Here is a 24187-nt window from a genome sequence, read left to right on the forward strand (position 1 = left end):
TTATATACGAACTTAGCTGGTTTTTGGGTACTTACCAAATAATCGTCTAAGAATTATCCAAAGGCTCTGCTGAAAACAGGATTTTATTTCTATAAAAGCCCGGCAACCAGAGTTAATTTGCCATAATCATATCGACCTTCCAAATAGTCGAAAACGGGCTTTAAACGTCCTTCTTCCATGCCTACAGCCGCAATTGCCTTCTCTATTTCCCGCCGTTCGAAAGGGTCAATCAATGAGATTAAATCAATATCGTAGCCCGACTTTGCCAACTGCACCAAATGCCCTGCCACAGACCCCGTTGTAAGTTGCCGCTCGGCGGCAATCTCCTCTACCGTCAGGCCGTTGTTATACAGATCGAGGGTGATAAGCTGGGTCGATCCTTTGGGCTTCTGACCGGCCTCCACACGTCCGCGTACATACCCAACAATTTCCTCCAGAAAGCGCTTGCCGAAGAGTTGCTGTTTCCGTTCGCCAACCCCACTTACATTACGCAGGGCATCGGGAGTGGTAGGGCGCTGGCGGGCCATATCTTCGAGGGTGGTATCCGTGAAAATAACGTAAGCCGGTACATTCTGCTCGTCGGCGAGTTGCTTGCGAAGTACCCGAAGCCGTTCGAACAGATCGTCGCGCTGGGTTTCCGTCTTCGCCCGGCTTTTCTCAACCACCGGTTTGGGGGCATCATCCGGACGGACGAGGTCAATTTTCCGGCCTTTGTACAATACCTGATCGGCCAGGATGCCGCGCCGGAGGGCGTAATGCTGTTCGTAAGCAATCTCGATAACGCCAATGTTAATAAGCTGATGAATGTAACTTCGCCAGTCTTCGAACCGAATATCGCGGCCCGCCCCGTAGGTTTTTATCTGGTCGTACCCACCCTGCAATACTTGCTGGCTGCGGGAGCCGCGCAAAATGTCGATCAGCAGGTTCATAGGAACCCGCTCGCCCGTGCGGATAATGGCTGAGAGGGCTTTCTGCGCCAGAACGGTGCCATCGAAGGTAACGCGTGGGTCGCGGCAAACGTCGCAGTTGCCGCAGGGGTCGGGGAGTTCTTCCGAAAAGTAAGACAGCAGGATCTGTCGGCGGCAGGTGTGTGCGTCGGCGTACTGCTGCATCCGTTCCAGTTTGGCTAACTGCAAGCCGAGGTTGGCCGGGTTGTTTTCGGCCAGCATGTCTTTATAGGTCGCCACATCGGCAAAGCTGTAAAACAGGACCGTTTGCGCAGCCGCGCCATCCCGCCCCGCCCGGCCAATTTCCTGGTAAAAGCTCTCGATGTTCTTGGGCATGTTGTAGTGAATGACCCACCGCACGTTCGATTTGTCGATTCCCATCCCGAAGGCAATAGTGGCGCACATAATCCGAACATCGTCGCGCAGGAACGCTTCCTGCGTTTTGGAGCGATCTTCCGGGTCCATTTTAGCGTGGTAAAAAGCCGCGCTGAACCCTTTCTCCTGCAATTTGGCCGCCAACGATTCGGTCGACTTTCGACTCAGGCAGTAGATGATGCCCGAGGTATCGGGTTTCTGCTGAAGCAGCCGGATAATTTGCTGGATGCGGTTCTGGCCGGGCAGGACCTGCAAGCTCAGGTTTTTCCGGTTAAACGAGTCCACGAAAATAGCCGGGTCGTTCATGCCGAGCCGGGTAGCAATGTCCTGCCGGGTGAGTTTATCGGCCGTTGCCGTTAGGGCAATGGTTGGCACCGTTGGAAACTGCTCTTTCAGAACGTGCAGTTGGGTGTATTCCGGCCTGAAGTCGTGCCCCCATGAGGAAATGCAGTGCGCTTCATCAATGGCAAACAGCGAGAGATTGACTAAGCTCAGAAACTGAAAAAATGATTCGGTGAGCAACTTCTCCGGCGAAACGTACAGGAGCTTGAGTTTGCCGCTGATGCAGTCGGTTTCGATCCCCCGTTGTTCTTTGCTGGTTTGGGTACTGTTATAAAAGGCCGCCTGGATACCGTTCATGTGCAGCGCACCCACCTGATCTTTCATCAGGGCAATCAGGGGCGAAACCACCACCGTCAGACCCGGCAGCATCAGGGCCGGAATCTGGAAACAGACTGATTTTCCACCACCCGTTGGCATCAGCACCACCGTATCGCGACCGCTCAGAATAGACTGAATGATGGCTTCCTGCATGGGCCGGAAGCGGTCGTAACCATAATAGCGTTTGAGGTAATCGGTGGGTTGCTGGGTGTTTGATGTCGGAACGATCATTGATTTAATAGCGGACGATGACAGGTAAACCCACATCTAAAACTGACTACAGAAAAGTCTATCCTTTCTGGTGAATGGTTTACTAGCTGCTATGTCAAATTTAAGAAAAATTTAAGTCGTTTTTGCAGATAGATATGTGATTTTATGCGCCTTCCTCCGTCTAACCAGCGCTAAAGATGTATTCATTTATAAACTCTAATGCAATCACAATGAAAACTAAACTGATAACGCTGTGTCTGTCTTTAAGTATGCTTGTTGCGGTGAATGGTTTCGCGCAGGATAGTAAACCCGCAAAAACCAAGGCCAAAAAAGAAGTGAGTGGAGCCGATGCGTCGGCGAAAGCTGCGGCTAAAGCAGAAAAGAAAGCCGCCAAAGAGGCTGCCAAAGACGATCAGAAAGCGGCTAAGGAGACGGCCAAGGAAGCTAAAAAGGGAGCAAAGGCAGACGCCAGCACTGCCGATGCTGCAAAGCAGACCGCTGTAAACGACCGGATGGCAGCAGCTCGGGCGGCTAAAGCGGCTAAGAAAGCAGCGGCCGAAGCACCAGTCGCTACAGCTGCACCTGATAAAGTCGCTAAAAAGGCCGATAACTCGGGCCTGAAAGACGACAAGATGAGTAAGTCGGCAAAAGCAGCAACCGTAAAGGAAGAGAAAGCGACTCCGGCGGATTATAAAGCCCCGGTCGACCCGTCGCAGAAAGGCCCGAACGGAGAGAAAGTGATGACTGGCCCGCGGGGTGGCAAATATTACATCAACAAGAACGGAAACAAGACGTACCTGAGCAGCTTGAAATGATAGGGTTTTGGTAAGCAGTACAAAGGAGGGGCCAGGTTGCAAACAACCTGGCCCCTCCTTTGCTTGTATTGTAAAATGCCCTTTAGGCTTTGCGAATGGCAATTGTTGGTTATCTTACCCATAAATTAATCATGTGTATGCGCCAATTACTTCTTCTTCTGACTATACTGTTGCCCTTATGTTGCCAGTCTCAATCCAGCCAGACGATACGCATGTCCGGGCTCCAGCAACCCGTCGAAATCATCCGCGACCGCTGGGGCGTCAATCATATTTATGCCCAAAATGAACACGATCTGTTCTTTGCCCAGGGCTATTCGGCGGCTCAGGATCGATTGTTTCAACTGGAAATCTGGCGTCGGCAGGCGACCGGAACGGTGGCGGAACTGCTCGGCCCGCAGGAAGTGAAACGGGACATTGGTACTCGCCTGTTCCGGTACAAACCGAACGCAACCCCGGCCGATATAGATAAAGAACTGCTGCATTATCACCCGCATGGGCCGCTGATTGTAAAAGCGTTTGTGGCCGGGATCAACGCCTACGTTACCGAAATCCTGAAAACGCCCGAAAAGCTGCCGTTCGAGTTTCGGGTGCTTGATACGAAACCCGGTTTATGGACGCCCGAGGTAGTCATTAGCCGCCATCAGGGACTTATGTACAATGTGCGGGAGGAATTGAACTACGGTCGACTGGTCAAATTAATCGGTGCCGATAAGCTCCGCGAATTACAATGGTTTCATCCACAGCCTCCGGCTTCAACAACGAAATCGCCTACTCCGGACCTGACTCTTCACGTAAATGGCGACGAACTGTTTCAGCCGATTCTGGAGCTTTACGAAGCCTACCGTTTGCCGCTTAAATTTAATGGCCAGGCGACAAAAGCAGACGAAGATGAGGCAAGCCTGAACCGTGGCTTCGACGCCGATAAGCAATATGTTGGCTCCAATAACTGGGTTATTTCGGGTGATAAATCGGCCAGCGGGTACCCAATGCTTGCCAACGATCCGCACCGGGCACAGTCGACGCCCTCGCTACGGTACTGGGTTCATCTCGTTGCACCGGATTGGAATGTGGTGGGGGCTGGCGAACCCACGCTGCCGGGGGTATCAATCGGGCATAATGACTACGGCGCATGGGGCCTTACCATTTTTGAAACGGACAACGAAGATCTGTACGTCTACGAAACCAATCCCGCCAATCCAAACCAGTACCGCTACAAAGGGAAAGGGGCCACGTATCGCTGGCTGACGATGAAAACGATCACCGAAACTATACCCCTAAAAGGTGGCCAGCCCGTTACAGCTACCCTCAAGTATACCCTTCATGGTCCGGTAGTTTTCGAAGATGCGAAACACCACAAAGCGTATGCTGTTCGGTCTGGTGGTTTAGAAATCGGCTCTGCGCCCTATCTGGCCAGCCTGCGAATGAATCAGGCCCGCAACTGGACCGAGTTTCGGAAGGCTTGTCTATACAGTCGGGTACCGGGCGAAAACATGATCTGGGCCGATAAAACCGGTACCATTGGCTGGCAGTCGGTAGGGCTGGCACCTATTCGGAAGAACTTTACGGGGCTGGTGCCGGTGCCCGGCGATGGCCGGTTCGAGTGGAGCGGCTTTCTGCCCATCGACCAGTTGCCGAACAAACTAAACCCGCCCGAAGGTTACGTGGCTACGGCCAATAACAATTTGACCGCCACCAATTATCCCCATCGGGATGCCCTCGGCTGGACATGGTCGAGTCCTTCGCGGGCGCATCGGATTGAAGAAGTCCTGAACGATGGTACCCGGAAAACGCTCGTCGATTTTATGGCGTTACAGGCCGATTACCTGTCGATTCCGGCCCGGACGCTGGTGCCGTTACTGCAAAATCTGGCGTCGCCCAACGACCGCATCGAGCAAGCCCTGAGCTACCTGCGCCGGTGGGACTATAAATTGACGCCTAATTCCGTTGCTGCTTCGATTTATGTAGCCTGGGAAGGGCAACTGAAGCAAGCCGTTTATCAGGAAAAAGTACCTAAAGTAGCCCAGCCGTATTTTAAAAGCCTGCCAACCAAGCGCGTCTTTGATGCGTTACTCGTGCCAACCCCGGCTCGTGATAGTTTGCTGTTGGCTTGCCTGGGTCGGGCCGTAGATGAATTAAACGATCGGCTGGGAGCCGACATGGACGACTGGTCGTACGGGCAACGGAAAAATAAACACATTACGATTACGCATCCGATGAGTAATCTGGTCGATAAGGCCATGCGTCAGAAAATAAACTTTGGACCCGTAGCGCGGGGTGGTTATGCCGAAACGGTAAACGCCACGGGCAACGACCTGAACCAGACACACGGGGCCTCGTTCCGTATTTTGGTTGACACGGAGGATTGGGACAAAACGCTGGGCATCAATACTCCCGGTCAGTCGGGCAACCCTGAAAGTACACATTATGGCGATTTATTCCCGATTTGGGCCGAGAATAGCTATTTCCCGGTATTCTTCACCAGGGAGAAAATCAAGACCGTTGCCGAAGGAACGACGGTGCTGAAACCGTAAGTAGCGTGGCTGGGAAGCCGCGTAGCCGCAGGCTAACAGACAAATGATATTAGCCTGCGGCTACGCGGCTTCCCAGCCGCGCTACTCTTCCTTACATTTCGTACTTTTGTGGGTAATGGATATTCAGTCAACATTACAAGCCGACATTACACAGGCAATTGCCGAACTCTATCCGGGCAATTCCGGCGATGTACAACTTTCGCCGACAAAGAAAGAGTTTGAGGGGCAGTATACCTTCGTTACTTTTTCGTTAACTAAAGCACTCCGTCAGGCACCGGCACAAATCGGTCAGGCCATCGGTAACTGGCTGGACAGCAACAGTTCGGTTGTCAGTAAATTCAACGTCGTACAGGGGTTTTTGAACATTAGTGTTTCGGATGCTACCTGGGTTGAGGTGTTGAACGGTATGGTTACCAATGCTTCGTTTGGTACCCTGCCGTCGAAAGGGCAGTCGGTGATGGTCGAATTCTCGTCGCCAAATACCAACAAACCGCTGCACCTGGGCCACTTACGGAATAACTTTCTGGGCGATTCGGTGAGCCGGATTCTGGCCGCAAATGGCTACGACGTTGTTAAAACCTGTATTGTTAATGACCGGGGCGTGCATATCTGCAAATCCATGCTGGCCTACCGGATGTTTGGGGTCGATGCATCGGGCCAATGGGAAACACCAGAGTCGTCGGGTCTGAAAGGCGACCACCTGATCGGGAAATACTACGTGCTGTTCGACAAAGCCTACAAAGCGCAGGTGGAGGAGATGGTAGCGCAGGGAACGCCTAAAGAAGTAGCTGAAAAGACCGCACCACTCATGCAGGAAGTCCAGCAGATGCTGCGCCTTTGGGAGCAGGGCGACCCGGCAACCGTTGCCCTCTGGCAGCAGTTAAACAACTGGGTGTATGCCGGTTTCGATGTTACCTATAAAAGCATCGGCGTTAGCTTCGACAAGACCTATTACGAATCGAATACCTACTTGCTCGGCAAAGAGATTGTGGAGGAAGGAATCCAGAAAGGTGTCTTTTATCGTAAAGAGGATGGCTCCGTCTGGATTGACCTGACGGAAGAAGGGCTGGATCAGAAGCTTGTTCTCCGGGCGGATGGCACGTCGGTTTACATAACCCAGGACCTGGGCACTACCGATCTGAAGTTTCAGGATTTCGGCAGCGACCGACAGATATGGGTAGTTGGAAACGAGCAGGACTATCATTTTAACGTGCTGTTTGCCATTCTTCGCAAGTTGGGTCGGGCCTACGCCAATGGGCTGTATCACCTCTCGTATGGCATGGTCGACCTGCCAACGGGTAAGATGAAATCCCGTGAGGGCACCGTTGTCGATGCCGATGATCTGATTCAGGAAACAACGGATGCGGCTTCGAATGCGGCCGATGAAGCAGCTAAAGGCAAACTCGACGATTTTAGTGACGACGAGAAAAAGGCCTTGTTTCAAATGCTGGGTTTAGGCGCGCTGAAATACTACCTGCTAAAGGTCGACCCGCAGAAACGGATGCAGTTCAACCCGGAAGAGTCGGTTGATTTGCATGGCAATACAGGCCCTTATATTCAGTACGTTCACGCCCGGATTAGGTCTATTTTGCGGAAAGCTACCGAGACGGGTATGGCGCTGGACGGTTTGGTCACGACTACGGCGCTGGACGATGTTGAGCAACAACTGGTACTTTTGTTGAGCCAGTACCCACAACGAATTGCCGATGCCGGAGCGGACTACGCACCGTCTTACATTGCGCAGTATGCTTACGAACTGGCGAAAACATTCAACCAGTTTTATGATAAGCTGTCCATTTTGAAAGAAACAGATTCCGTAAAACTGCACAGCCGCCTTGTTTTGTCGAAACTGGTTGGTGAAACTATTCGTAAGGCAATGGGTTTATTGGGCATAGAAGTACCCGAGAAAATGTAGTTAGTCAGTTCTAATTCAGTACCTTTAAATCACTATTGCCAAATTCTACCAAAACGAAAAACTAACCATGAAAAAGAATTTAGTTTTTACCTTAATCGGCGTCGTCGTCATTGCAACCCTCACCAGCTTTATGTCATTCTCAACACTCGTCAAAGGTATTTTCAGCAACAAAAGTGAAGCCATTGCCGCTCCTGCCAATGCGGTTGCACCAGCTAAAAGTCTGTACGATTTTACTGTAAATTCACTGGATGGTAAGCCGGTAGCCCTGAAAGCTTACAAAGGCAAAAAGGTTGTTATCCTGAACGTAGCGTCGAAGTGCGGTTTCACACCACAGTATGCCGACTGGGAGAAATTCTATAAAGAACATGGCAGCAAGATTGTTGTGCTTGGCTTCCCTGCCAACAACTTTGGTAGCCAGGAGCCCGGTAGCAGCGAAGATATCGCTACCTTCTGCCAGAAAAACTACGGGGTAACGTTCCCTATGTTCGAGAAAGTATCGGTACTGGGCGACGACCAGGCTCCATTGTACAAGTGGCTGACCGACAAGTCGATGAACGGCTGGAATGAAAAAGCCCCAACCTGGAACTTCTGCAAATACGTGATCAACGAAAAAGGTGAACTGACGAACTTCTTTGCCTCGAAAGTGAAGCCAACCGACGACGAGTTTAAGAAAGCAGTAGGTATTTAATTAATTAGCGAATGAGCGAATGAGCGAATGAGTGAATAGTCTATTGAAACTATTCACTCATTCGCTCATTCGCTCATTCAGCATTTCACTATGAAAAGCTGGATTGCGGCTGCCCGGCCGCGTACATTACCGCTGGCTCTGGCCAGTATTATTCTCGGCAGTTTTCTGGCGTTCGCCAATCAGCATTTTGACTGGAAAATAGCCGTGCTGGCTGCTTTGACAACTATCTTTCTGCAAATCCTGTCCAACTTTGCTAATGACTACGGCGATGCGGTTTCGGGTAAAGACACCGAACTTCGGGTGGGTCCCCGCCGGGCCGTAGCGACCGGTGATATTACCAAAGAGGCCATGCTTCGGGGCATAATCCTCATGGCCGCGCTCTCCTTAGTTTGTGGGATTGGGTTGCTGATGGTGGCTTTTTATACCGTAGAACCCAAAATTTTCTGGTTTTTCTTTGTACTGGGGTTGCTCAGCATTGCGGCAGCCATTGGCTATACCAACGGCAAACGCCCGTACGGATACGCTGGTTTTGGAGATATTGCCGTGCTGATTTTCTTCGGCTGGGTGGGTGTTTTGGGTACGTATTTTCTGTATACCCTGTCTTTCAGTCCGTTGCTGTTACTTCCTGCCACGAGTGTTGGCCTGTTTGCCACGGGTGTACTGAACATCAATAATATCCGTGATATCGAAACCGACACCATGACAGGGAAACGTTCCATTCCGGCCCGACTCGGTCTGCCACGCGCTATCCGCTACCATTGGGGATTACTCATTGCCGGCATGGCCTGCGCCGTTGCTTACTCGTTTCTTACAGATTCGTCGGCGGTGGGATACCTTTACGTATTGGCCTTCCCGTTATTTTTTCTGAACGGTCGTGCCGTTGCCACGCACAACCGCCCCGTTGAGCTAAACGCCCGACTTGGGCAACTGGCACTAACCACCCTGCTATTCGTTATCCTGTTCGGGATAGGGCAGGTTCTGTAATACCGACCGTCCCGGTCGGGTGTAAAGAGTTTGTGTTACACCCGACCGGGACGGTCGGTATTACAGAAATTGGTCTACTGCTTCACTATTTTCCTGATAACCTTACTTTCTCCAGCCTGAATTGTCAGCAGGTACGTTCCTGTAGCAGCGGGCAGCTGAATGGATTCTGATAGGGACATAACCGGGCCAAACTGCTTCTGGAATACGGCACGGCCCTGTATATCGCGCAGTACTATACTCACTTCTTTCTTTTGCGTTGTCGACAATTGGACAAAAACCGCTTCATGGGCCGGATTGGGATAAACGCTTAGCTGTCCACCCGCAAACGTTTCTTCGGCCGTTGGTAGAAGTATCGTTACCGTAGCCTCTCCCGATGTGCTCCCAATGCCACAGCTATTCTCGACGCTTGCCACTGTATACAGGGTAGTTTTTTCGGGTTGTAGTGTCAGGATCGTGGGGTTGGCGCTGCCCGAAAACGGCGTACCATCCGACAGGCTACCCCGCCAGGGGCCATCGCCCGTAAAGGTGAGCGTTAAGGAAACCGGCTGTCCCTGCGCCAGGGTTGTGGAGCCGGATAACGTGGCCGTTGGTAGTGGTTTTATAGTGAAAGCATCGCTCGCAACAAGTTGAATATAAGGAATGCCACGGGGTCTTATCCGAAGCTTATACCCTGTTCCGGGCAATAGGGTAGCAGGCAGGGTTGCTTTCAGCGTTTCTAACGCACCTGAGCCAATGATTTGTTCGGGTATGAAACTGCCCGATGCATCCGAAAGGAGCACCTCGTACTGCCAGCCAGCGGCTTTGGTCGTATGCTCAAGCATAGCAGTGAGGGCAATGGTACTCCCGGCACATAAAGCAGTAACTCCGGCCACATTGGTTGTCAATTTCGGCTGTTGCTGTACGGAAATGGTAAACTGGTCGGTCAGGCATTGGCGACCGTCGGTTACGGCGATCGGAATAGTGCCCGATTGATCCGCTACGTACCGGATGCTCCGGCTGGTTTTGCCATCCGGCCATCGGTAATCACCCAGCCAGGATGCTGCCAACTGAAGTGTATCGCCGTATTCGGCTGTTAAAGAGGTTGTTGTGTTGACGTTTTTCATGATGGTAAACTTGTCCTGTACGGACCCATCTGCCATTATCAGCTGCGCATCCAGCCGGTTATCAGTTATATCCAGCAGCATGGAGCCGCCAAGCGTTGTGTTGTTAAAGACGGTAGCCGGATGCGGAAAGCCCGGAGACTGTCCGCCTACCTGTCCGCCCGATCCGTTTACGATATAGACCGTTCCCTGGCCTTTTGTGAGAATAGGGCAGGAGTTAGGCGAGCCATCATACCGCCCCGTTGTGGTCTCGGCGATGTTGACTGTCTTATCGAACGTATCAGCCAAACCCCGAAGGTCTTTAATCCGGTAGGTTCGTTCGTAACCGTGGCTATGGCCGTTCAGGACCAGGTCTACGCCGTATCGCTCCAGAATGGGGGTTAAATTCTCCCGTATAAGCTTCATGGATAGCTGCGTATCGGAGTTGTGCCCCCCTTTGCTGTAAGGCGGATGGTGGAAAATGACAATTGTCCACGGAAGTTTATTGGCGGCAAGGTCACGTTTTAACCATTGAACCTGGGCCGAGGTGGTGTCGTACAGACGAAATTGCCCATCTGGCCTGCCCTGCGAGTCGAGCGAAACGAGGTGGACATTGCCATAATCGGCTGAATAATAGGACTTGGAGCCGGAGGGAACCCCACCAGCCTCGCCTTTTTCCGGGAAAGCAAACAGCTTGTAGTAAGGAACGTTGAAGTTGGTTTCACTATCGGCGTAATCGTGATTGCCGGGCGTTATAAAGAGCGGTGTGTTGCGTAACGTTTGTGGGTAAACGGAAAAGACAAACTGCTGGTATTCGTCGTCAAATCCGAATGAATAAGCGTTATCGCCAAGCCAGAGCCAGAGGTCGGCCGGGCGGTTGGCGGTCGCCTTCTGGTAAGCCTGGTAGACGTTTCGCTGGTTTTCCGAACCGTTGCCAAAATCCCCTAATGCCCACAAGCGCACCGGTCTGGTATCACCGGTTGGTAAGGCTGTTTTTACGTAGTAATCCGGTCCGTTTGTTAGTTGAGTATCATCGAAGCCAACCGCATAGGCATAACGGGTAACAGGTTGAAGACCCGTGATTGTCAGGCTATGGTCAAGAACAGGTTGCGTCTCACGGACGGTTTCTGTCAATGATTCTGCTGATTTGCCAAACCAAACCCGACCTGTTGTTGGCAGATCGGTACGCCAGCGAACAATGACTGATGTGGGTGTAACGACTTGTAAATAAGGGCCTCGAACTAGTTTAGGTGTTTGTGCCAGAATAGGTTGACTAATAAACAAAGGAACACTTATAAGCAGGTAAAATCGTATGTTCATCGTTACGGTGGTCACTAAATCCACCGTAAAAGTACATTCGCTACTAAGAACATCCTACAATTGGGAAGACTTAACGGCAAGATAAGCTGTTACCTATTTGTTATTTGTCAGCGCCTGATGCATCCGAAGTAAATACCGTACTGGCCAATCGCTGTGATTATACGACTCCAGCTGATTTAGCTTGAAAAGCAATTGACGCTCAATTCGTCTTCGTTCCTCAGGAGGAAGGCTTTTGAGATTGGCAGGCAACTCGAGGAGCACCTGATTCAGTTGAACACAGGCGGTTACCGGTAAGGTAAAGTGGTTGGCGAGTCGTTCAACGTCCGACAGCTTCCATAAGTCGGGTTTTGAACGACGGTTTCGGATCGCATTCCCGCTTAGGCCCACGGCAATTCCTAATTGCTCATCATTGAGCGAACACTCACGCAGCCGCCACATAACGGCCTGATAGTTATTGATAAATGAGTGTAGTGTCGTGCGTAAATAATCAACCAAGGTAGTAGTAATTTAATGAACGCAGCAGGTACGGTGGCGCTGCCGAATCGGTCTTGTGAAAAGTGATATACAGCGTTTGTACAACATTCGTGCCGTTATAAAGTAGCTTGCGCTCATGGTTGGCAATCGATATCTGTTCGTTTTGGCGCTTGCCTGAAAGCAAAAAAGTCACCCCGTTTCCGGGATGACTTTTAAATAGGCCAGTAGCGTAATGACTGAGCTAGGCTTTGTCGACAAGAACGCGTAACTGAAACTCGTCCATCTCAATTTCGGCAACTGCGGGCGATCCGTTCAGGTCGCTCACCAGATCGAGCGAAACGGCCTGAACTTCCTGCCGGATGTAGTCGCTGTTGGTTTCAACGGCTTTGGCCAGCACATCGTGGTTGTTTTCCAGGATGATCCGGATTTTGTCGGTTACTGAGAAATCACGGTCTTTGCGCAGGTTCTGAATCCGGTTCACAAAGTCGCGGGCAATGCCTTCGCCACGCAGTTCGTCGCTCAGGGTTACGTCCAGCGCCACCGTGATCCCGTTTTCGCTGGCAACCAGCCAACCGGGGATATCCTCGGTGATGATCTCGACATCGGCCGGGGTGATCGACTGGTTGAGCGCCGGGATGATAAATTCTCCCGTTTGCTCCAGTCCCTTAAGATCCTCCGCGCTCATGGCCGTAATGGCGGCCGCCACGTCTTTCATCTGTTTACCGAATTTGGGGCCCAGGGCCTTAAAATTCGGCTTCACTTTCTTCTTGAGGATACCGCTGGCATCGTCCACAAACTCAACTGCCTTCACGTTCACCTCCGACATGATGATCGGGCTTACATGCTCGATCTGACGGCGGGTATCGGTGTTCAGCACAGGAACCAGCACGCGGCTCAACGGTTGCCGAACTTTCAGCTTGTGGCCTTTGCGCAGCGAGTGAACCAGCGACGAAACTTGTTGAGCCAGTTCCATCGAACGCTCCAGTTCGGCGTCGATCAACGTCTGGTCGCCCAGCGGGAAATCGGTCAGGTGGACGGAGACAGCACCTTCGTTTAGGTTGCGATAGAGCCAGTCGGCGTAGAACGGCGCAATGGGCGACATCAGTTGCGAGACCGTTGTCAAACATTCGTGCAGGGTTTCGTAAGCCGCCCGCTTGTCAGCCGTTAATTCCCCGTCGGGCGCGACCCCGGTCCAGAAGCGTCGGCGTGATAACCGAACGTACCAGTTAGACAATTGATCGTTTACGAAATCCTGTACCGCCCGACCGGCTTTGGTTGGGTTGTAGCTGTCGAATTGCTCCTCAACTTCCAGAATCAACGATTGCAGTTTGGATAGAATCCAGCGGTCGAGTTCCGGACGCTCGGCTACGGGCACGGTGCGTCCGCTAAACGAAAACTGGTCCAGATTCGCGTAGAGCGCGAAGAAGTTATAGGTGTTCGACAGGGTGCCGAACAGCTTCCGCTGCACCTCGCCAATGCCATCGGTATTGAATTTCAGGTTGTCCCAGGGCTCGGCGTTGGTGATCATGTACCAGCGCGTGGCATCGGCCCCGTACTTGTCGAGCGTCTCGAACGGGTTGACCGCGTTACCGAGTCGTTTCGACATTTTATTGCCGTTCTTATCCAGCACCAGCCCCGTTGAGACCACGTTTTTGAACGCGACCGAATCGAACAGCATACCGGCAATGGCGTGGAGCGTAAAGAACCAGCCCCGCGTTTGATCGACACCTTCGGAGATAAAATCAGCCGGAAATGATTTTTTGAATACGTCCTCGTTCTCGAACGGGTAATGCCATTGCGCGTACGGCATCGCGCCCGAATCGAACCAAACGTCGATCAGGTCCGATTCGCGTTGCATGAGCTGACCGCTTTGCGAAACGAAATAAATTTCGTCAACGTAAGGCCGGTGAAGGTCAAATTCGATCTCCGGGTTAAGCTGATGACCTACTAGTTTTGAGATAAACAACTGATTTTTTTCGCGCTGTTCATCCGAAAGTATGCCTGACTCAAGTGCTTTTGACGCTAAGTCGCCTAATTCCTTAATTGACCCCACACAAACCTCCTCGCCCGATTCGCTACGCCAGATTGGTAGAGGAGTTCCCCAGAAACGGCTGCGGCTGAGGTTCCAGTCGACGAGGTTTTCGAGCCAGTTGCCGAAGCGGCCGGTACCGGTGCTTTCGGGTTGCCAGTTGATGGTTTTGTTCAGTTCAACGAGCCGCTCTTTTTTCGCCGTTGTTCGGATAAACCAGCTATCGAGCGGGTAATACAGGATCGGTTTATCGGTGCGCCAGCAGTGCGGGTAGGGGTGTTCGTACTTCTCAACCCGGAAGGCTTTGTTCTCTTCTTTCAGCTTAATGGCGATGAGCACGTCGGTCGGTTTGAATTCCGGGTCTTCGCGCTCCTCATCGGAATAATATTCCTCTTTTACATACCGCCCGGCAAACTCACCGATCTCCTTCACAAAGAGGCCGTGTTTATCCACAATGGGGACATCTTTGCCGGTTTCGTCCTTCACCATGATGGGCGGAATGCCAGCCGCCTGTGCTACGCGGAAGTCATCGGCACCGAAGGTTGGCGAGGTATGTACGATACCCGTACCGTCTTCGGTCGTCACGAAGTCGCCCAGAATAACTCTGAAGGCCGGTGCGTTGGGTTGCACATAGGGCATCAACTGCTCATACTCGATGCCTTCCAGATGAGCGCCCTTGAACTCAGAAACGATGGTCCAGGGCACTATTTTATCGTTCGGCAAATAGACGTCGAAGGCGGGGCTGCTTATGCTGTCGACCTGTCCTTTTTCGCTGAGCCAGCGCCCGACCAGATTTTTGGCCAGCACCACATGCACCGGAATGTGCGTGTAGGGGTTGAACGTTTTCACCAGCACATAGTCGATGTTAGCACCAACGGTCAGGGCCGAGTTGGCGGGTAATGTCCAGGGCGTGGTGGTCCAGGCCAGGATATAGATGTCGGCATCGGCTGAATCGAAGAACAGAAAGCCCGATTTGCCGCTGGGTTTCACCTTGAACTGAGCCACGATGGTCGTGTCCCGAACGTCTTTGTAGGTACCGGGCATGTTCAACTCGTGGGAGCTGAGACCCGTACCTGCTTTGGGCGAATAGGGCTGAATGGTATAGCCTTTATAAAGCAGGTTCTGGTCGTACAGCTTTTTCAGCAGTGACCAAACCGACTCGATGTATTCGTTCTTGTAGGTGATGTACGGGTTTTCGAGGTCGACCCAGTAGCCCATTTTCTCGGTCAGGCTATTCCACTGGTCGGTGAAGCGCATGACCGTTTCGCGGCATTTACGGTTGTATTCCTCCACGCTGATACCGCCTTCCGATTCGGGTTTGCCGATATCATCTTTGGTGATACCCAGCTCTTTCTCGACCTGCAACTCAATAGGCAGGCCGTGGGTATCCCAGCCACCTTTCCGCTCGACCTGAAAGCCTTTGAGGGTTTTGTAGCGGCAAAAAATATCTTTGATCGACCGGGCCATCACGTGGTGAATACCTGGTGTTCCATTGGCCGAAGGCGGACCTTCATAAAACGTAAAGCTGGGTTTCCCCTCGCGGATGGAAACCGACTGTTCGAAAACCTGATTCTGGTTCCAGTATGTTAAAACCTCGGCTGCGATCTGCGCATAATCGAGGGACTCATATTGCTGATACGTCACGTCTGAGAGGATCAAACGCGCCAATTGGTCTGTTTGTAAAGACTAAGGCCACGGGCGCGGTTAAAAAATAAGTGCAAAGATAGGGAAATAGATGGCATAGGTTGTCTAAGCCGATGACCCAAAGACCTATTGTGGGAAAACAAAAAAGCGAACCGCTGTGGTTCGCTTTAGGGATATGGATAAACCAGAGCAAACCTTATGGGGTATGGATGCGGTTAATTTCGTCTATAATACTATTGACTTCGGCCAGAGGTAGTTCGGACGCTGTTGCAATAGTAGCGGCATCAAGGTTCAAATTCAGCATAGCCTTAATGAATTTGACTTTGTTCTGCCGTTCCTGTTGCTTTAGTAATTCTTCAGCCGCAGCCATTACCTGGCGACGCTCCAACTCGCGTCCTTCCCGTATTAACTCTTCGGTTGCAGCCATTACCTGGCGACGCTCCAACTCGCGTCCTTCCCGTATTAACTCTTCGGTTGCAGCCATTACCTGGCGACGCTCTAATTCGCGTCCTTCCCGTATTAACTCTTCAGCCGCAGCCATTACCTGACGACGCTCTAATTCGCGTCCTTCCCGTATCAATTCTTCGGCAACTGTCATGGCTTGCTGACGACCCTGTTCACGCCCTTCCTGTATCAATTCTTCGGCGACTGTCATGGTAGAAGATTCTGTTTTTGACGAAATACGGCTAAAGATACCGAATAGTTCAACTTTGGTCAAGTCGGCGGTGTACGACAGATAGAGGAAGCCTGTTCCAACAAATCGCTCACCGGCGGGCGTCTCTACCAAACGGCGAACAACGTCGGCAAAGGTGTCGAGTAACCGGGTTAGTTGACGTTTACGGCGGCTGTTTTGCAAAAGAATAGCTGTCAGTCGGGCATAGTCCGATTGTAACGTCGGCATGCGTTCGTCGGACAGCGTCGACAGGTCGATCAGCAGGTAGTCGAAGGCGGGCAGATACGCCAGCAGCGTTTCGTCGATGGGCGAGAAATAATCGGGCACACTGCGCCGTTTCCAGCGCCGATTGCCATGATAGACAATAACGGGAAGGACAGGCGTTAGCGGTTGCTTCTGTTTAAGCTGGCTCTCCCAAAGGTTAAGCAGGTAGCGGTTGATCTGAAAATGCGGATGCTCTTCGGTATAACTTTTGTGTTCCAGCAAGAGCACCAGTCGAATGGCCTTGCCGCCATACTGCACCGAGAAAACAAGGTCTGCGAAGTGTTCAGCCAAATGCTCATCCGTGAATGTATCGACCTCGCGGGTAAGCGTGGTGTAATCAATTCGTTCGCGGACGTCCTCTGGCGCAAAAACGTTCAAAAAATCAATCAGAATCTCGGGCTGCGAGAATGTCTCTTTAAAGAATCGATCGTGCGGGTTATCGGGTTGATGTGTGCCCAAAGCTGTACGTTATGGGCATAAGACGGACGTGCATAAGAATGGTTACGCCAGATGGTATAAATAGTAGGTAAACCGCCATGTATGTAGTAAAAATCAGCTGGCTCATTCTTACTGTATCATATAAAGAATCTGAACCCCTGCTGCTTATGGCATCCGATAAAAAATCGCTCGTCACCCGAAGGAAGTTTCTCGATCTGACGGCTAAAGGAACCCTGGCTTCTACGGCAATTATCAGCGGCTTCCCAACCATCGTTCCGGCTTCGGTATTCGGCAAAAATGCGCCCAGCAACCGAATTAACATAGGTGCCATTGGTACGGGCCGCATCTCACGCACACACGATATGCCGGGCGTGTGGCAGTACGATAACGCCCTGATCATGGCTGTTTGCGATCTGGACAGCAACCGCGCCGAAGCTGCCAAACAGCTCGTCAACGGCGTTTATGCCAAAAAAACGGGTAAAGATTACGACGGTGTTCGGGTGTATACCGACTACCGCGAACTGCTCCTGAACAAAGATATTGATGCCGTGCTGGTCAGCACACCCGACCACTGGCACGCACCTATCGTGATTGATGCCGTTCGCGCCAAAAAGGACGTGTACATGCAGAAACCCGCGTCGCTGACTATTGCCGAAGGGCGCATGATGGCCGATGCCGTCAAGAAATCGGGGCAGATCGTACAGGTGGGTAGCCAGCAGCGTTCGTCGGAACAGTTTCGCTATGCTGCCGAACTGGTCCGCAACGGGCGTATTGGCAAGCTGAAAACGGTGTATGTCGGTCTCCCCGGCGACCCGTCGGGCAACGACGAGCCGCAGATGCCCGTCCCCAAAAACCTGAACTACGACATGTGGCTGGGCACTACGCCAGAAGTTTATTACACCGAAAAACGGGTGCATCCACAGGCCGATTTCGACCGGCCGGGCTGGCTCCGTTGCGAGCAGTTTGGTGCCGGGATGATTACCGGCTGGGGCGCTCACCACATCGACTCCGCTCACTGGGCTATGAATACGGAATACACCGGCCCGGTCGAAATCTGGGGCAAGGCTGATTTTCCAAAACATGGCTTGTGGGATGTTCACGGCATCTTCCGCACCGAAGCCATGTATGAGAACGGTGTCCACATGATCGTGACGAACGAAATTGCTAATGGGGTACGGTTTGAAGGAACGGAAGGCTGGATTTTTGTATCGCGCGGTGATGCCGCCGTAACCGCCAGCGACCCGATTGCCAAACAAAATGCCGCCAAGAAACTCGACGCCAGCGACCCTAAACTCCTGACGTCGGTCATCGGGCCGAATGAAATACACCTGCCGGTCAGCAAAGAGCACCACGGCAACTGGCTGGAAAGTATCGTGAGCCGAAAAGAGCCGATTGCACCTACCGAGGTAGGCCACCGTTCCTGTTCGGCTTGTTTGCTGCACCATGCCGCCATGAAGCTAAACAGAAAGCTCTATTGGGACCCCAAAAAGGAGCAGTTTAAAAACGACCCCGAAGCCAACAAACTCCTGTCGCGCCCCCAGCGGGCACCGTATGCCATCAAGATGGTGGCGTCGGCGAAGTAGTTTTCTGTTTTTTGTCATCCCGTTTTTGTCATCCCGAGGCACGAGGGATCTTCGGTAGGAGTAAATAAAATTAGCCATCCTTCCGAAGATGCTTCCTGCGTCAGCATGACAAAAACGGGCGCATAACACCCCTGAAAAAACACAACATTTCCAAGTTTATACCAAGGTCAATGAAGTTAACCCCCACCATTAGTGGCCTCTTTCTGGCTGCTTTATTTGCTGCCTGTCAGTCATCCGAGAAAAGCGAGAAATCTATGGCTGATTTTCGATTGATTACCCTCGACCCCGGCCATTTTCACGCGGCACTGGTCCAGAAAACCATGTACGAAGGTGTCGACTCGACTGTGCATGTATACGCCCCCGATGCCCCCGATCTCCAGTTGCACCTCGACAAAATTGAGGGGTACAACACCCGCGCCGAGAACCCGACGCACTGGAAAGAAGATGTCTACAAAGGCGCTGATTTTCTGGACAAGATGTTGGCAGACAAACAAGGGAATGTTGTCGTGATGGCGGGGAACAACCGGCTGAAAACCGATTATATTCAGAAAACCATTGGGGCTGGTTTTAATGTGCTGGCCGATAAGCCCATGGTCATCAGCGCGGCCAATTTCGATAAGCTGAAAGAGTCATTTGCCACCGCCGAAAAAAACAAAGTGTTGCTCTACGACATCATGACCGAGCGCTACGAAATCTCGACCATGCTGCAGCGGGCGTTCTCTCGCCAGCCGGAGGTATTTGGCACGCTCGAAAAAGGTACGCCCGACAAACCCGCTGTTACGAAAGAAAGCGTTCACCATTTTTACAAGAATGTGTCGGGCAGCATACTTACCCGCCCGGCCTGGTTCATGGATGTGGCCCAGCAGGGCGAAGGCATCGTCGACGTGACCACGCACCTCGTGGATCTGGTGCAGTGGGAGTGCTTCCCCGAGCAGGTGATCGACTACCAGAAAGACATCAGCCTGACCTCGGCCCGGCGCTGGACTACCGACATGAGCCTGAGCCAGTTCAAGGCCATCACGAAGCAGAACGCATTTCCGGATTACCTCAAAAAAGACGTTATCAAAGACAGCATTTTGCGCGTTTACAGCAACGGCGAGATTAACTACCAATTGCGGGGTGTTCATGCGAAAGTGTCCGTAACCTGGGCCTACAAAGCCCCCGAAGGCGCGGGCGATACGCACTACTCGATTATGCGCGGCACCAAAGCCAACCTGATTATCCGGCAGGGAGCCGAGCAGAACTACAAACCTACGCTCTACATCGAACCCATTGCTGGTACGAAAGATACGGACGCGGCCCTGAAAGCGGCTTTGCCCAAAATACAACAGGAGTTTCCCGGTGTGGACGTGAAGAAAATAGCGTCGGGCTGGGAGGTTATCATTCCCGATAAGTACAAGGAAGGGCACGAAGCCCACTTTGGCCGGGTGGCGCAGAAGTACATCGACTACCTGAAAGCGGGTAAAATGCCCGCCTGGGAAGTCCCCAACATGATTGCCAAATACTACACAACCACACAGGCGCTGGAGCTGGCGAAGAAAAAATAATTGTCAATGAGTGAATGGTAGAATGAGCGAATGGATAGGTAACCCTTTTGATGAGAATTACCCTTATGTATTCACTCATTCTATCATTCACTCAATCACTCATTAAATATGGACTCAACACAAGGCGCGAATCGGCGCAACTTCATTAAGGAAACCATTGCTACGGCCGCTGGCCTGGTCGTATTGCCTTCCTTACCCATCGAAACGATTGGTGCCCCGGCCATTCTGCGTGCAGGCTCGCTGGGTAGCGACCGGATGCCGGTGGCGGCTTCGCGGATTCGCTTTGCCGTCATTGGCATTAACCACGGGCATATCAACAGCCAGGTCGACGCTGTGATCCGGGGCGGGGGCGAATTCGTTTCGTTTTACGCCAAAGAGCCGGACCTGTCGGCTCCGTTCGCCAAGCGATACCCGCAGGCCAAACAGGTTAAGTCAGACAGCGAGATTCTGGATGATAAATCCATTCAACTGGTGCTTACCTCCGGCATTCCCGAAGAACGGGCACCGCTGGGCGTTCGGGTCATGAAAGCCGGGAAGGATTTTATGACCGACAAACCGGGCATCACCACCCTGGAGCAACTCGCCGAAGTGCGCAAAGTACAGAAGGAGACCAAGCGGATTTACTCGATCATGTACAGCGAACGGCTCGAAAACAAGGCGACGGTGAAAGCCGGTGAACTAGTGAAAGCCGGGGCCATCGGCAATGTGATTCAGACCATCGGGCTGGGGCCGCACCGCATGAACCCCAAAACCCGCCCCGACTGGTTCTTTGACAAAAAGAAGTTTGGCGGCATCATCTGCGACATTGCCTCGCACCAGTTCGACCAGTTTCTATTCTTCACCAGCTCCAAAAAAGCGGATATTGTGGCCGCACAGGTAGGCAATGTCCACTTCCCGCAGTATCCGAAGTTTGAGGATTTCGGCGACGTGATGCTCCGGGGCGACGGCGGCATGGGTTACATCCGCGTCGACTGGTTCACGCCCGACGGTCTCAAAAGCTGGGGCGACGGCCGACTGACCATTCTGGGCACCGAGGGCTTTATGGAACTACGCAAGAACGTCGACCCCGCTGGACGCGACGGGGGTAATCATTTGATTATTACGGATAACAAGGAGTCCCGCTACATCGACTGCAGCAAAGAACCGCTGCTCTATGGCGAACAACTCGTCAACGACGTGATCAACCGCACCGAAACGGCCATGCCGCAGGAGCACTGCTTCCTGGCGATGGAACTGGCCCTGAAAGCGCAGAAACAGGCGCAGGTCGTGAATTTTAAGAAGTAAGGGTAACCAACCCCAAAGCAAAGCGTCAGACCACTCTTCCGGGAACGGTCTGACGCTTTGCTTTTGCTGGGCCAGCCTATTGCACGAATTCCTGATAGTAGCATAAAAGCTGAGTTTACAACTGTCTACCTCGCTATTGCCAAACGGATATTATTGGCATTGTTTCATTTTTCAGGCTGCTTTTTGTAATCTTTTATGATGAAGTAAATTGATAAAATGAAAGCAATTAGAAAAATTATGTCTAAAGCCGGCATTTTAAAGCTGGAAGTTTTAAAATCAAAATGTTTGATGAGTGTCGTTCCAAGTATAAACGCTACGACTATAAATGTAAAATTCACATTTTTTTTATTCTCCATTTCCTTAATGTTTTACTACAGCGTCAATTAAAAAACCTAATAAAATAGCTGTAAACGTAAACGTTGCAAACCCTAAAATGTAGGCAAAGAATGCTTTTATATAATTAAAGATTTTCTCTTTTCCGAAAAAATTTCCGATTGCCCAGGAGCAATAGCCAACGCCTACAATTCCACCAATACTCATTAAATTAATTTTTGTCAAACCTTGAAGTAATGAAAAAAGAGCGAAAATCAACATGCCTACTCCCATTACAAAGCAAAGTAAAATCAATAGTTCAAACATATTGTATGAACTATTTCTAAAAAATAATTTAAGCCAAAGCGTAATAAATAGGCCAATAATAATATTTGCATAGCCATAATGAGCTTGTATCCATTTGAAAATTCTTACTGGTGTTGTGGATTTTATCTCTTCTCCTTCAAATTTCACGTACCCTTCTTCAATATGAAAAAAACTGGTTATGAGTGAATAAATTAAGGAAGTTATAATAATGAAAATAATCGGCTTGATAAGTCTGCTTCTGTTTTCTGAAAAATAGTTTCTTATGTTTTGCCCTGGATTTACTACAAGTTCTCTAATTGTGTATAAAATACCCCGTTCAAAATGGAGTACGTGTTCAATTTCGTGAAGTATATAATGGCCGTCAATTCGTTTTAAGCTTGTCGGTTGTCCACAGTCTGGACAAAATCTAGAATTTACTTCAGCGTTACAGTTTTTACAGTTCATTTCATTTATAAATTATTTTGTCAGTTAGTTTAATTACAGTTGGTTCGGCAAAATTGCCAGTAACGTTTTTCTGCTTGGCGATTTGGTGAATGTTTAGCATAAAACGGGGTCGCCCGTGCGATTCAATGGTATTCCTACTGCTGAACCTTGCAAACATGTTTCATAGAAGCACTTCAGCCGATACATTACCAAACCGATGTTATTGGCTCGTTGTTTATGTTTTTTGTCCTCCCAATTTAATTTGTTCAAAGTCTTCATATTTAGTAAAATACTCAAGGCCTAATACTAATAGCATCGAGCTTAAAATATATACTTTCTGCATTATGACTGACAAACCCAAATAACCGAAACCAAAAAGAAAAAAGAAACAGTAATAAGTCAATAAGCAAATAATACAGCCGAATTTAAATAAAAGAAGTTTTGACTTTAGAATAAATACAGTAATAATAAATAAACCAGTTAAGGTTAAAATGATTGAAATTGTTCCTAGGTCATGCAAGGGTGTTGCGATCAAGAAAATAAATAGTATGTTGATAGCGCCTATAGTTTTTAAACTAGTACCCCATTGTCTTGACGGGATCTTTTTCGATATATTGATAAAAAAAATTCCATAACCAACCGAGTGGAACGCTATTCCAACAAGTGCCCAAATCCAACCAGGGTTATCTGAACCATTTATCGCTTTTGTTGCAAACAAATTGCTTAGGAAATTTTTTGACCAGTCAAACCCTATAGAATTTTTGTCAAGCAGTGAGCCGCCTGGATAGGCTAACGTTGCTATTACAATCAATATCAATGAAGTAGCCATGCATATCAGAACCGAATACTTCCTGATCATCTATTTACTATTCTGGTCAAAAATTAGGTATGTATAGTTGTAGCAAAGTCGTTTGCAATGACCGCTAACTCAGCAGTATCCTAAACTTTTGGTTCGCAGCGCAACATATAGTTTTTCTCCGAAATACCAAGAAATGAATCAAAACAATATTTACAACTATCTAGTTATCAATAAGATGGACGTATGGGCGCGTCCTTTAGCAATACAAAATGTGCATCTTAGGAGAAGCGTTAAGGGAGAAACATCGTGGTTGGTGAAGACACAGACCAGGGAAAGTGACGGCGGTATGGGTTACATCCGCGTCGACTGGTTCACCCCCGACGGCCTGAAAAGCTGGGGAGACGGCCGACTGACGATTCTGGGCACCGAGGGCTTTATGGAACTACGCAAGAACGTCGACCCCGCCGGTCGCGACGGCGGCAATCACCTGTTCATCACCGACAACAAGGAAACCCGCTATGTCGATTGCAGCAAAGAGCCGCTACTCTACGGCGAACAACTCGAAAACGATGTAATCAACCGCACCGAAATGGCCATGCCGCAGGAGCATTGCTTCCTGGCAATGGAACTGGCGCTGAAGGCTCAGAAACAGGCGCAGGTGGTGAATTTTAAGAAGTAGGGATTTACTATTCTAACGTGAATTCGGGATTAAACTTCCCGAATTTTGGCCCGTTAGGGCCTTCACAGCATAGCGTCGGTAGAAAAAACCGGTTTCAGCTAGAGGCATGTGCCGTCAGGTACATAACAGTTGTGTGCCTGACGGCACAACTAAAGATAAATCGAGATACTGCATTATAGCCCATGTT

General features: G+C 50.6%; 15 protein-coding genes and 1 pseudogene. 9 read left to right on the forward strand and 7 right to left on the reverse strand.

Annotated features, from left to right (window positions below):
• Positions 1-89 precede the first annotated feature (89 nt).
• Entirely contained in the window at positions 90-2213 is a 2124-nt protein-coding gene (gene recQ, locus CRO74_RS18985) for a DNA helicase RecQ (protein ID WP_097127899.1), read from the reverse strand.
• Positions 2214-2422: 209 nt separating this feature from the next.
• On the opposite strand from recQ, the gene CRO74_RS18990 reads away from it, so the two are divergent.
• From CRO74_RS18990 to CRO74_RS19010, 5 genes are all read left to right on the forward strand, one after another.
• Positions 2423-3007 (forward strand): hypothetical protein, encoded by a 585-nt coding sequence (locus tag CRO74_RS18990; RefSeq protein WP_097127901.1) that lies wholly within the window; start codon positions 2423-2425, stop codon positions 3005-3007.
• A 137-nt stretch (positions 3008-3144) separates the two neighbouring features.
• On the forward strand, positions 3145-5538 hold the full coding sequence (locus CRO74_RS18995; RefSeq protein WP_097127903.1) for a penicillin acylase family protein: 2394 nt from the start codon (positions 3145-3147) through the stop codon (positions 5536-5538).
• Between the two features lie 115 nt (positions 5539-5653).
• Complete coding sequence (gene argS / locus CRO74_RS19000) at positions 5654-7453, forward strand: arginine--tRNA ligase (protein ID WP_097127905.1); 1800 nt, start codon at positions 5654-5656, stop codon at positions 7451-7453.
• A gap of 67 nt (positions 7454-7520) precedes the next feature.
• Positions 7521-8141 (forward strand): glutathione peroxidase, encoded by a 621-nt coding sequence (locus CRO74_RS19005; RefSeq protein ID WP_097127907.1) that lies wholly within the window; start codon positions 7521-7523, stop codon positions 8139-8141.
• A gap of 90 nt (positions 8142-8231) precedes the next feature.
• Positions 8232-9125 (forward strand): 1,4-dihydroxy-2-naphthoate polyprenyltransferase, encoded by an 894-nt coding sequence (locus CRO74_RS19010; RefSeq protein WP_097127908.1) that lies wholly within the window; start codon positions 8232-8234, stop codon positions 9123-9125.
• 74 nt (positions 9126-9199) lie between these two features.
• Here the strand turns inward: CRO74_RS19010 and CRO74_RS19015 are convergent, their stop codons facing one another.
• The 4 genes from CRO74_RS19015 to CRO74_RS19030 form a co-directional block, all read right to left on the reverse strand.
• Entirely contained in the window at positions 9200-11524 is a 2325-nt protein-coding gene (locus tag CRO74_RS19015; RefSeq protein WP_097127910.1) for a T9SS type A sorting domain-containing protein, read from the reverse strand.
• A gap of 93 nt (positions 11525-11617) precedes the next feature.
• Positions 11618-12019, reverse strand: coding sequence for a hypothetical protein (locus tag CRO74_RS19020; protein ID WP_245877910.1), 402 nt, complete (start codon positions 12017-12019; stop codon positions 11618-11620).
• Positions 12020-12239: 220 nt separating this feature from the next.
• Positions 12240-15686: an isoleucine--tRNA ligase gene (ileS, locus tag CRO74_RS19025; protein ID WP_097127913.1), complete on the reverse strand. Its 3447-nt coding sequence runs from the start codon at positions 15684-15686 to the stop codon at positions 12240-12242.
• Positions 15687-15867: 181 nt separating this feature from the next.
• On the reverse strand, positions 15868-17067 hold the full coding sequence (locus tag CRO74_RS19030) for an Rpn family recombination-promoting nuclease/putative transposase (RefSeq protein WP_097127915.1): 1200 nt from the start codon (positions 17065-17067) through the stop codon (positions 15868-15870).
• A gap of 146 nt (positions 17068-17213) precedes the next feature.
• On the opposite strand from CRO74_RS19030, the gene CRO74_RS19035 reads away from it, so the two are divergent.
• From CRO74_RS19035 to CRO74_RS19045, 3 genes are all read left to right on the forward strand, one after another.
• Positions 17214-18629 carry a Gfo/Idh/MocA family protein gene (locus CRO74_RS19035; protein WP_097128685.1) on the forward strand — a complete coding sequence of 472 codons (1416 nt, stop codon included), beginning with the start codon at positions 17214-17216 and terminating at the stop codon, positions 18627-18629.
• Between the two features lie 170 nt (positions 18630-18799).
• Positions 18800-20176 (forward strand): putative oxidoreductase C-terminal domain-containing protein, encoded by a 1377-nt coding sequence (locus CRO74_RS19040; protein ID WP_097127916.1) that lies wholly within the window; start codon positions 18800-18802, stop codon positions 20174-20176.
• Between the two features lie 108 nt (positions 20177-20284).
• Positions 20285-21460, forward strand: a complete 1176-nt coding sequence (locus CRO74_RS19045) for a Gfo/Idh/MocA family protein (RefSeq protein WP_097127918.1) — start codon at positions 20285-20287, stop codon at positions 21458-21460.
• Positions 21461-21820: 360 nt separating this feature from the next.
• Here CRO74_RS19045 and CRO74_RS19055 read toward each other — a convergent pair whose 3' ends face one another.
• Both CRO74_RS19055 and CRO74_RS19060 read right to left on the reverse strand, forming a co-directional pair.
• Positions 21821-22543 (reverse strand): DUF3667 domain-containing protein, encoded by a 723-nt coding sequence (locus tag CRO74_RS19055; protein ID WP_097127922.1) that lies wholly within the window; start codon positions 22541-22543, stop codon positions 21821-21823.
• Between the two features lie 214 nt (positions 22544-22757).
• A complete protein-coding gene (locus tag CRO74_RS19060) occupies positions 22758-23351 on the reverse strand; it encodes a hypothetical protein (RefSeq protein ID WP_245877911.1) in 594 nt (197 codons plus the stop codon).
• Positions 23352-23658: 307 nt separating this feature from the next.
• Between CRO74_RS19060 and CRO74_RS19065 the strand changes: the two are divergent.
• Positions 23659-24000 (forward strand): annotated as a pseudogene (locus tag CRO74_RS19065) (Gfo/Idh/MocA family protein); the annotation flags it as partial.
• Positions 24001-24187 lie beyond the last annotated feature (187 nt).

The organism is Spirosoma fluviale (genome assembly GCF_900230225.1).
Classification (GTDB): Bacteria; Bacteroidota; Bacteroidia; order Cytophagales; family Spirosomataceae; genus Spirosoma; species Spirosoma fluviale.

Coding starts and splice junctions, on each gene's coding strand:
- recQ (WP_097127899.1), bottom strand. CDS start 2,213: ATGATCGTTCCGACATCAAACACCCAGCAACCCACCGATTACCTCAAA.
- CRO74_RS18990 (WP_097127901.1), top strand. CDS start 2,423: ATGAAAACTAAACTGATAACGCTGTGTCTGTCTTTAAGTATGCTTGTT.
- CRO74_RS18995 (WP_097127903.1), top strand. CDS start 3,145: ATGCGCCAATTACTTCTTCTTCTGACTATACTGTTGCCCTTATGTTGC.
- argS (WP_097127905.1), top strand. CDS start 5,654: ATGGATATTCAGTCAACATTACAAGCCGACATTACACAGGCAATTGCC.
- CRO74_RS19005 (WP_097127907.1), top strand. CDS start 7,521: ATGAAAAAGAATTTAGTTTTTACCTTAATCGGCGTCGTCGTCATTGCA.
- CRO74_RS19010 (WP_097127908.1), top strand. CDS start 8,232: ATGAAAAGCTGGATTGCGGCTGCCCGGCCGCGTACATTACCGCTGGCT.
- CRO74_RS19015 (WP_097127910.1), bottom strand. CDS start 11,524: ATGAACATACGATTTTACCTGCTTATAAGTGTTCCTTTGTTTATTAGT.
- CRO74_RS19035 (WP_097128685.1), top strand. CDS start 17,214: ATGGCATCCGATAAAAAATCGCTCGTCACCCGAAGGAAGTTTCTCGAT.
- CRO74_RS19040 (WP_097127916.1), top strand. CDS start 18,800: ATGAAGTTAACCCCCACCATTAGTGGCCTCTTTCTGGCTGCTTTATTT.
- CRO74_RS19045 (WP_097127918.1), top strand. CDS start 20,285: ATGGACTCAACACAAGGCGCGAATCGGCGCAACTTCATTAAGGAAACC.
- CRO74_RS19055 (WP_097127922.1), bottom strand. CDS start 22,543: ATGAACTGTAAAAACTGTAACGCTGAAGTAAATTCTAGATTTTGTCCA.
- CRO74_RS19060 (WP_245877911.1), bottom strand. CDS start 23,351: ATGGCTACTTCATTGATATTGATTGTAATAGCAACGTTAGCCTATCCA.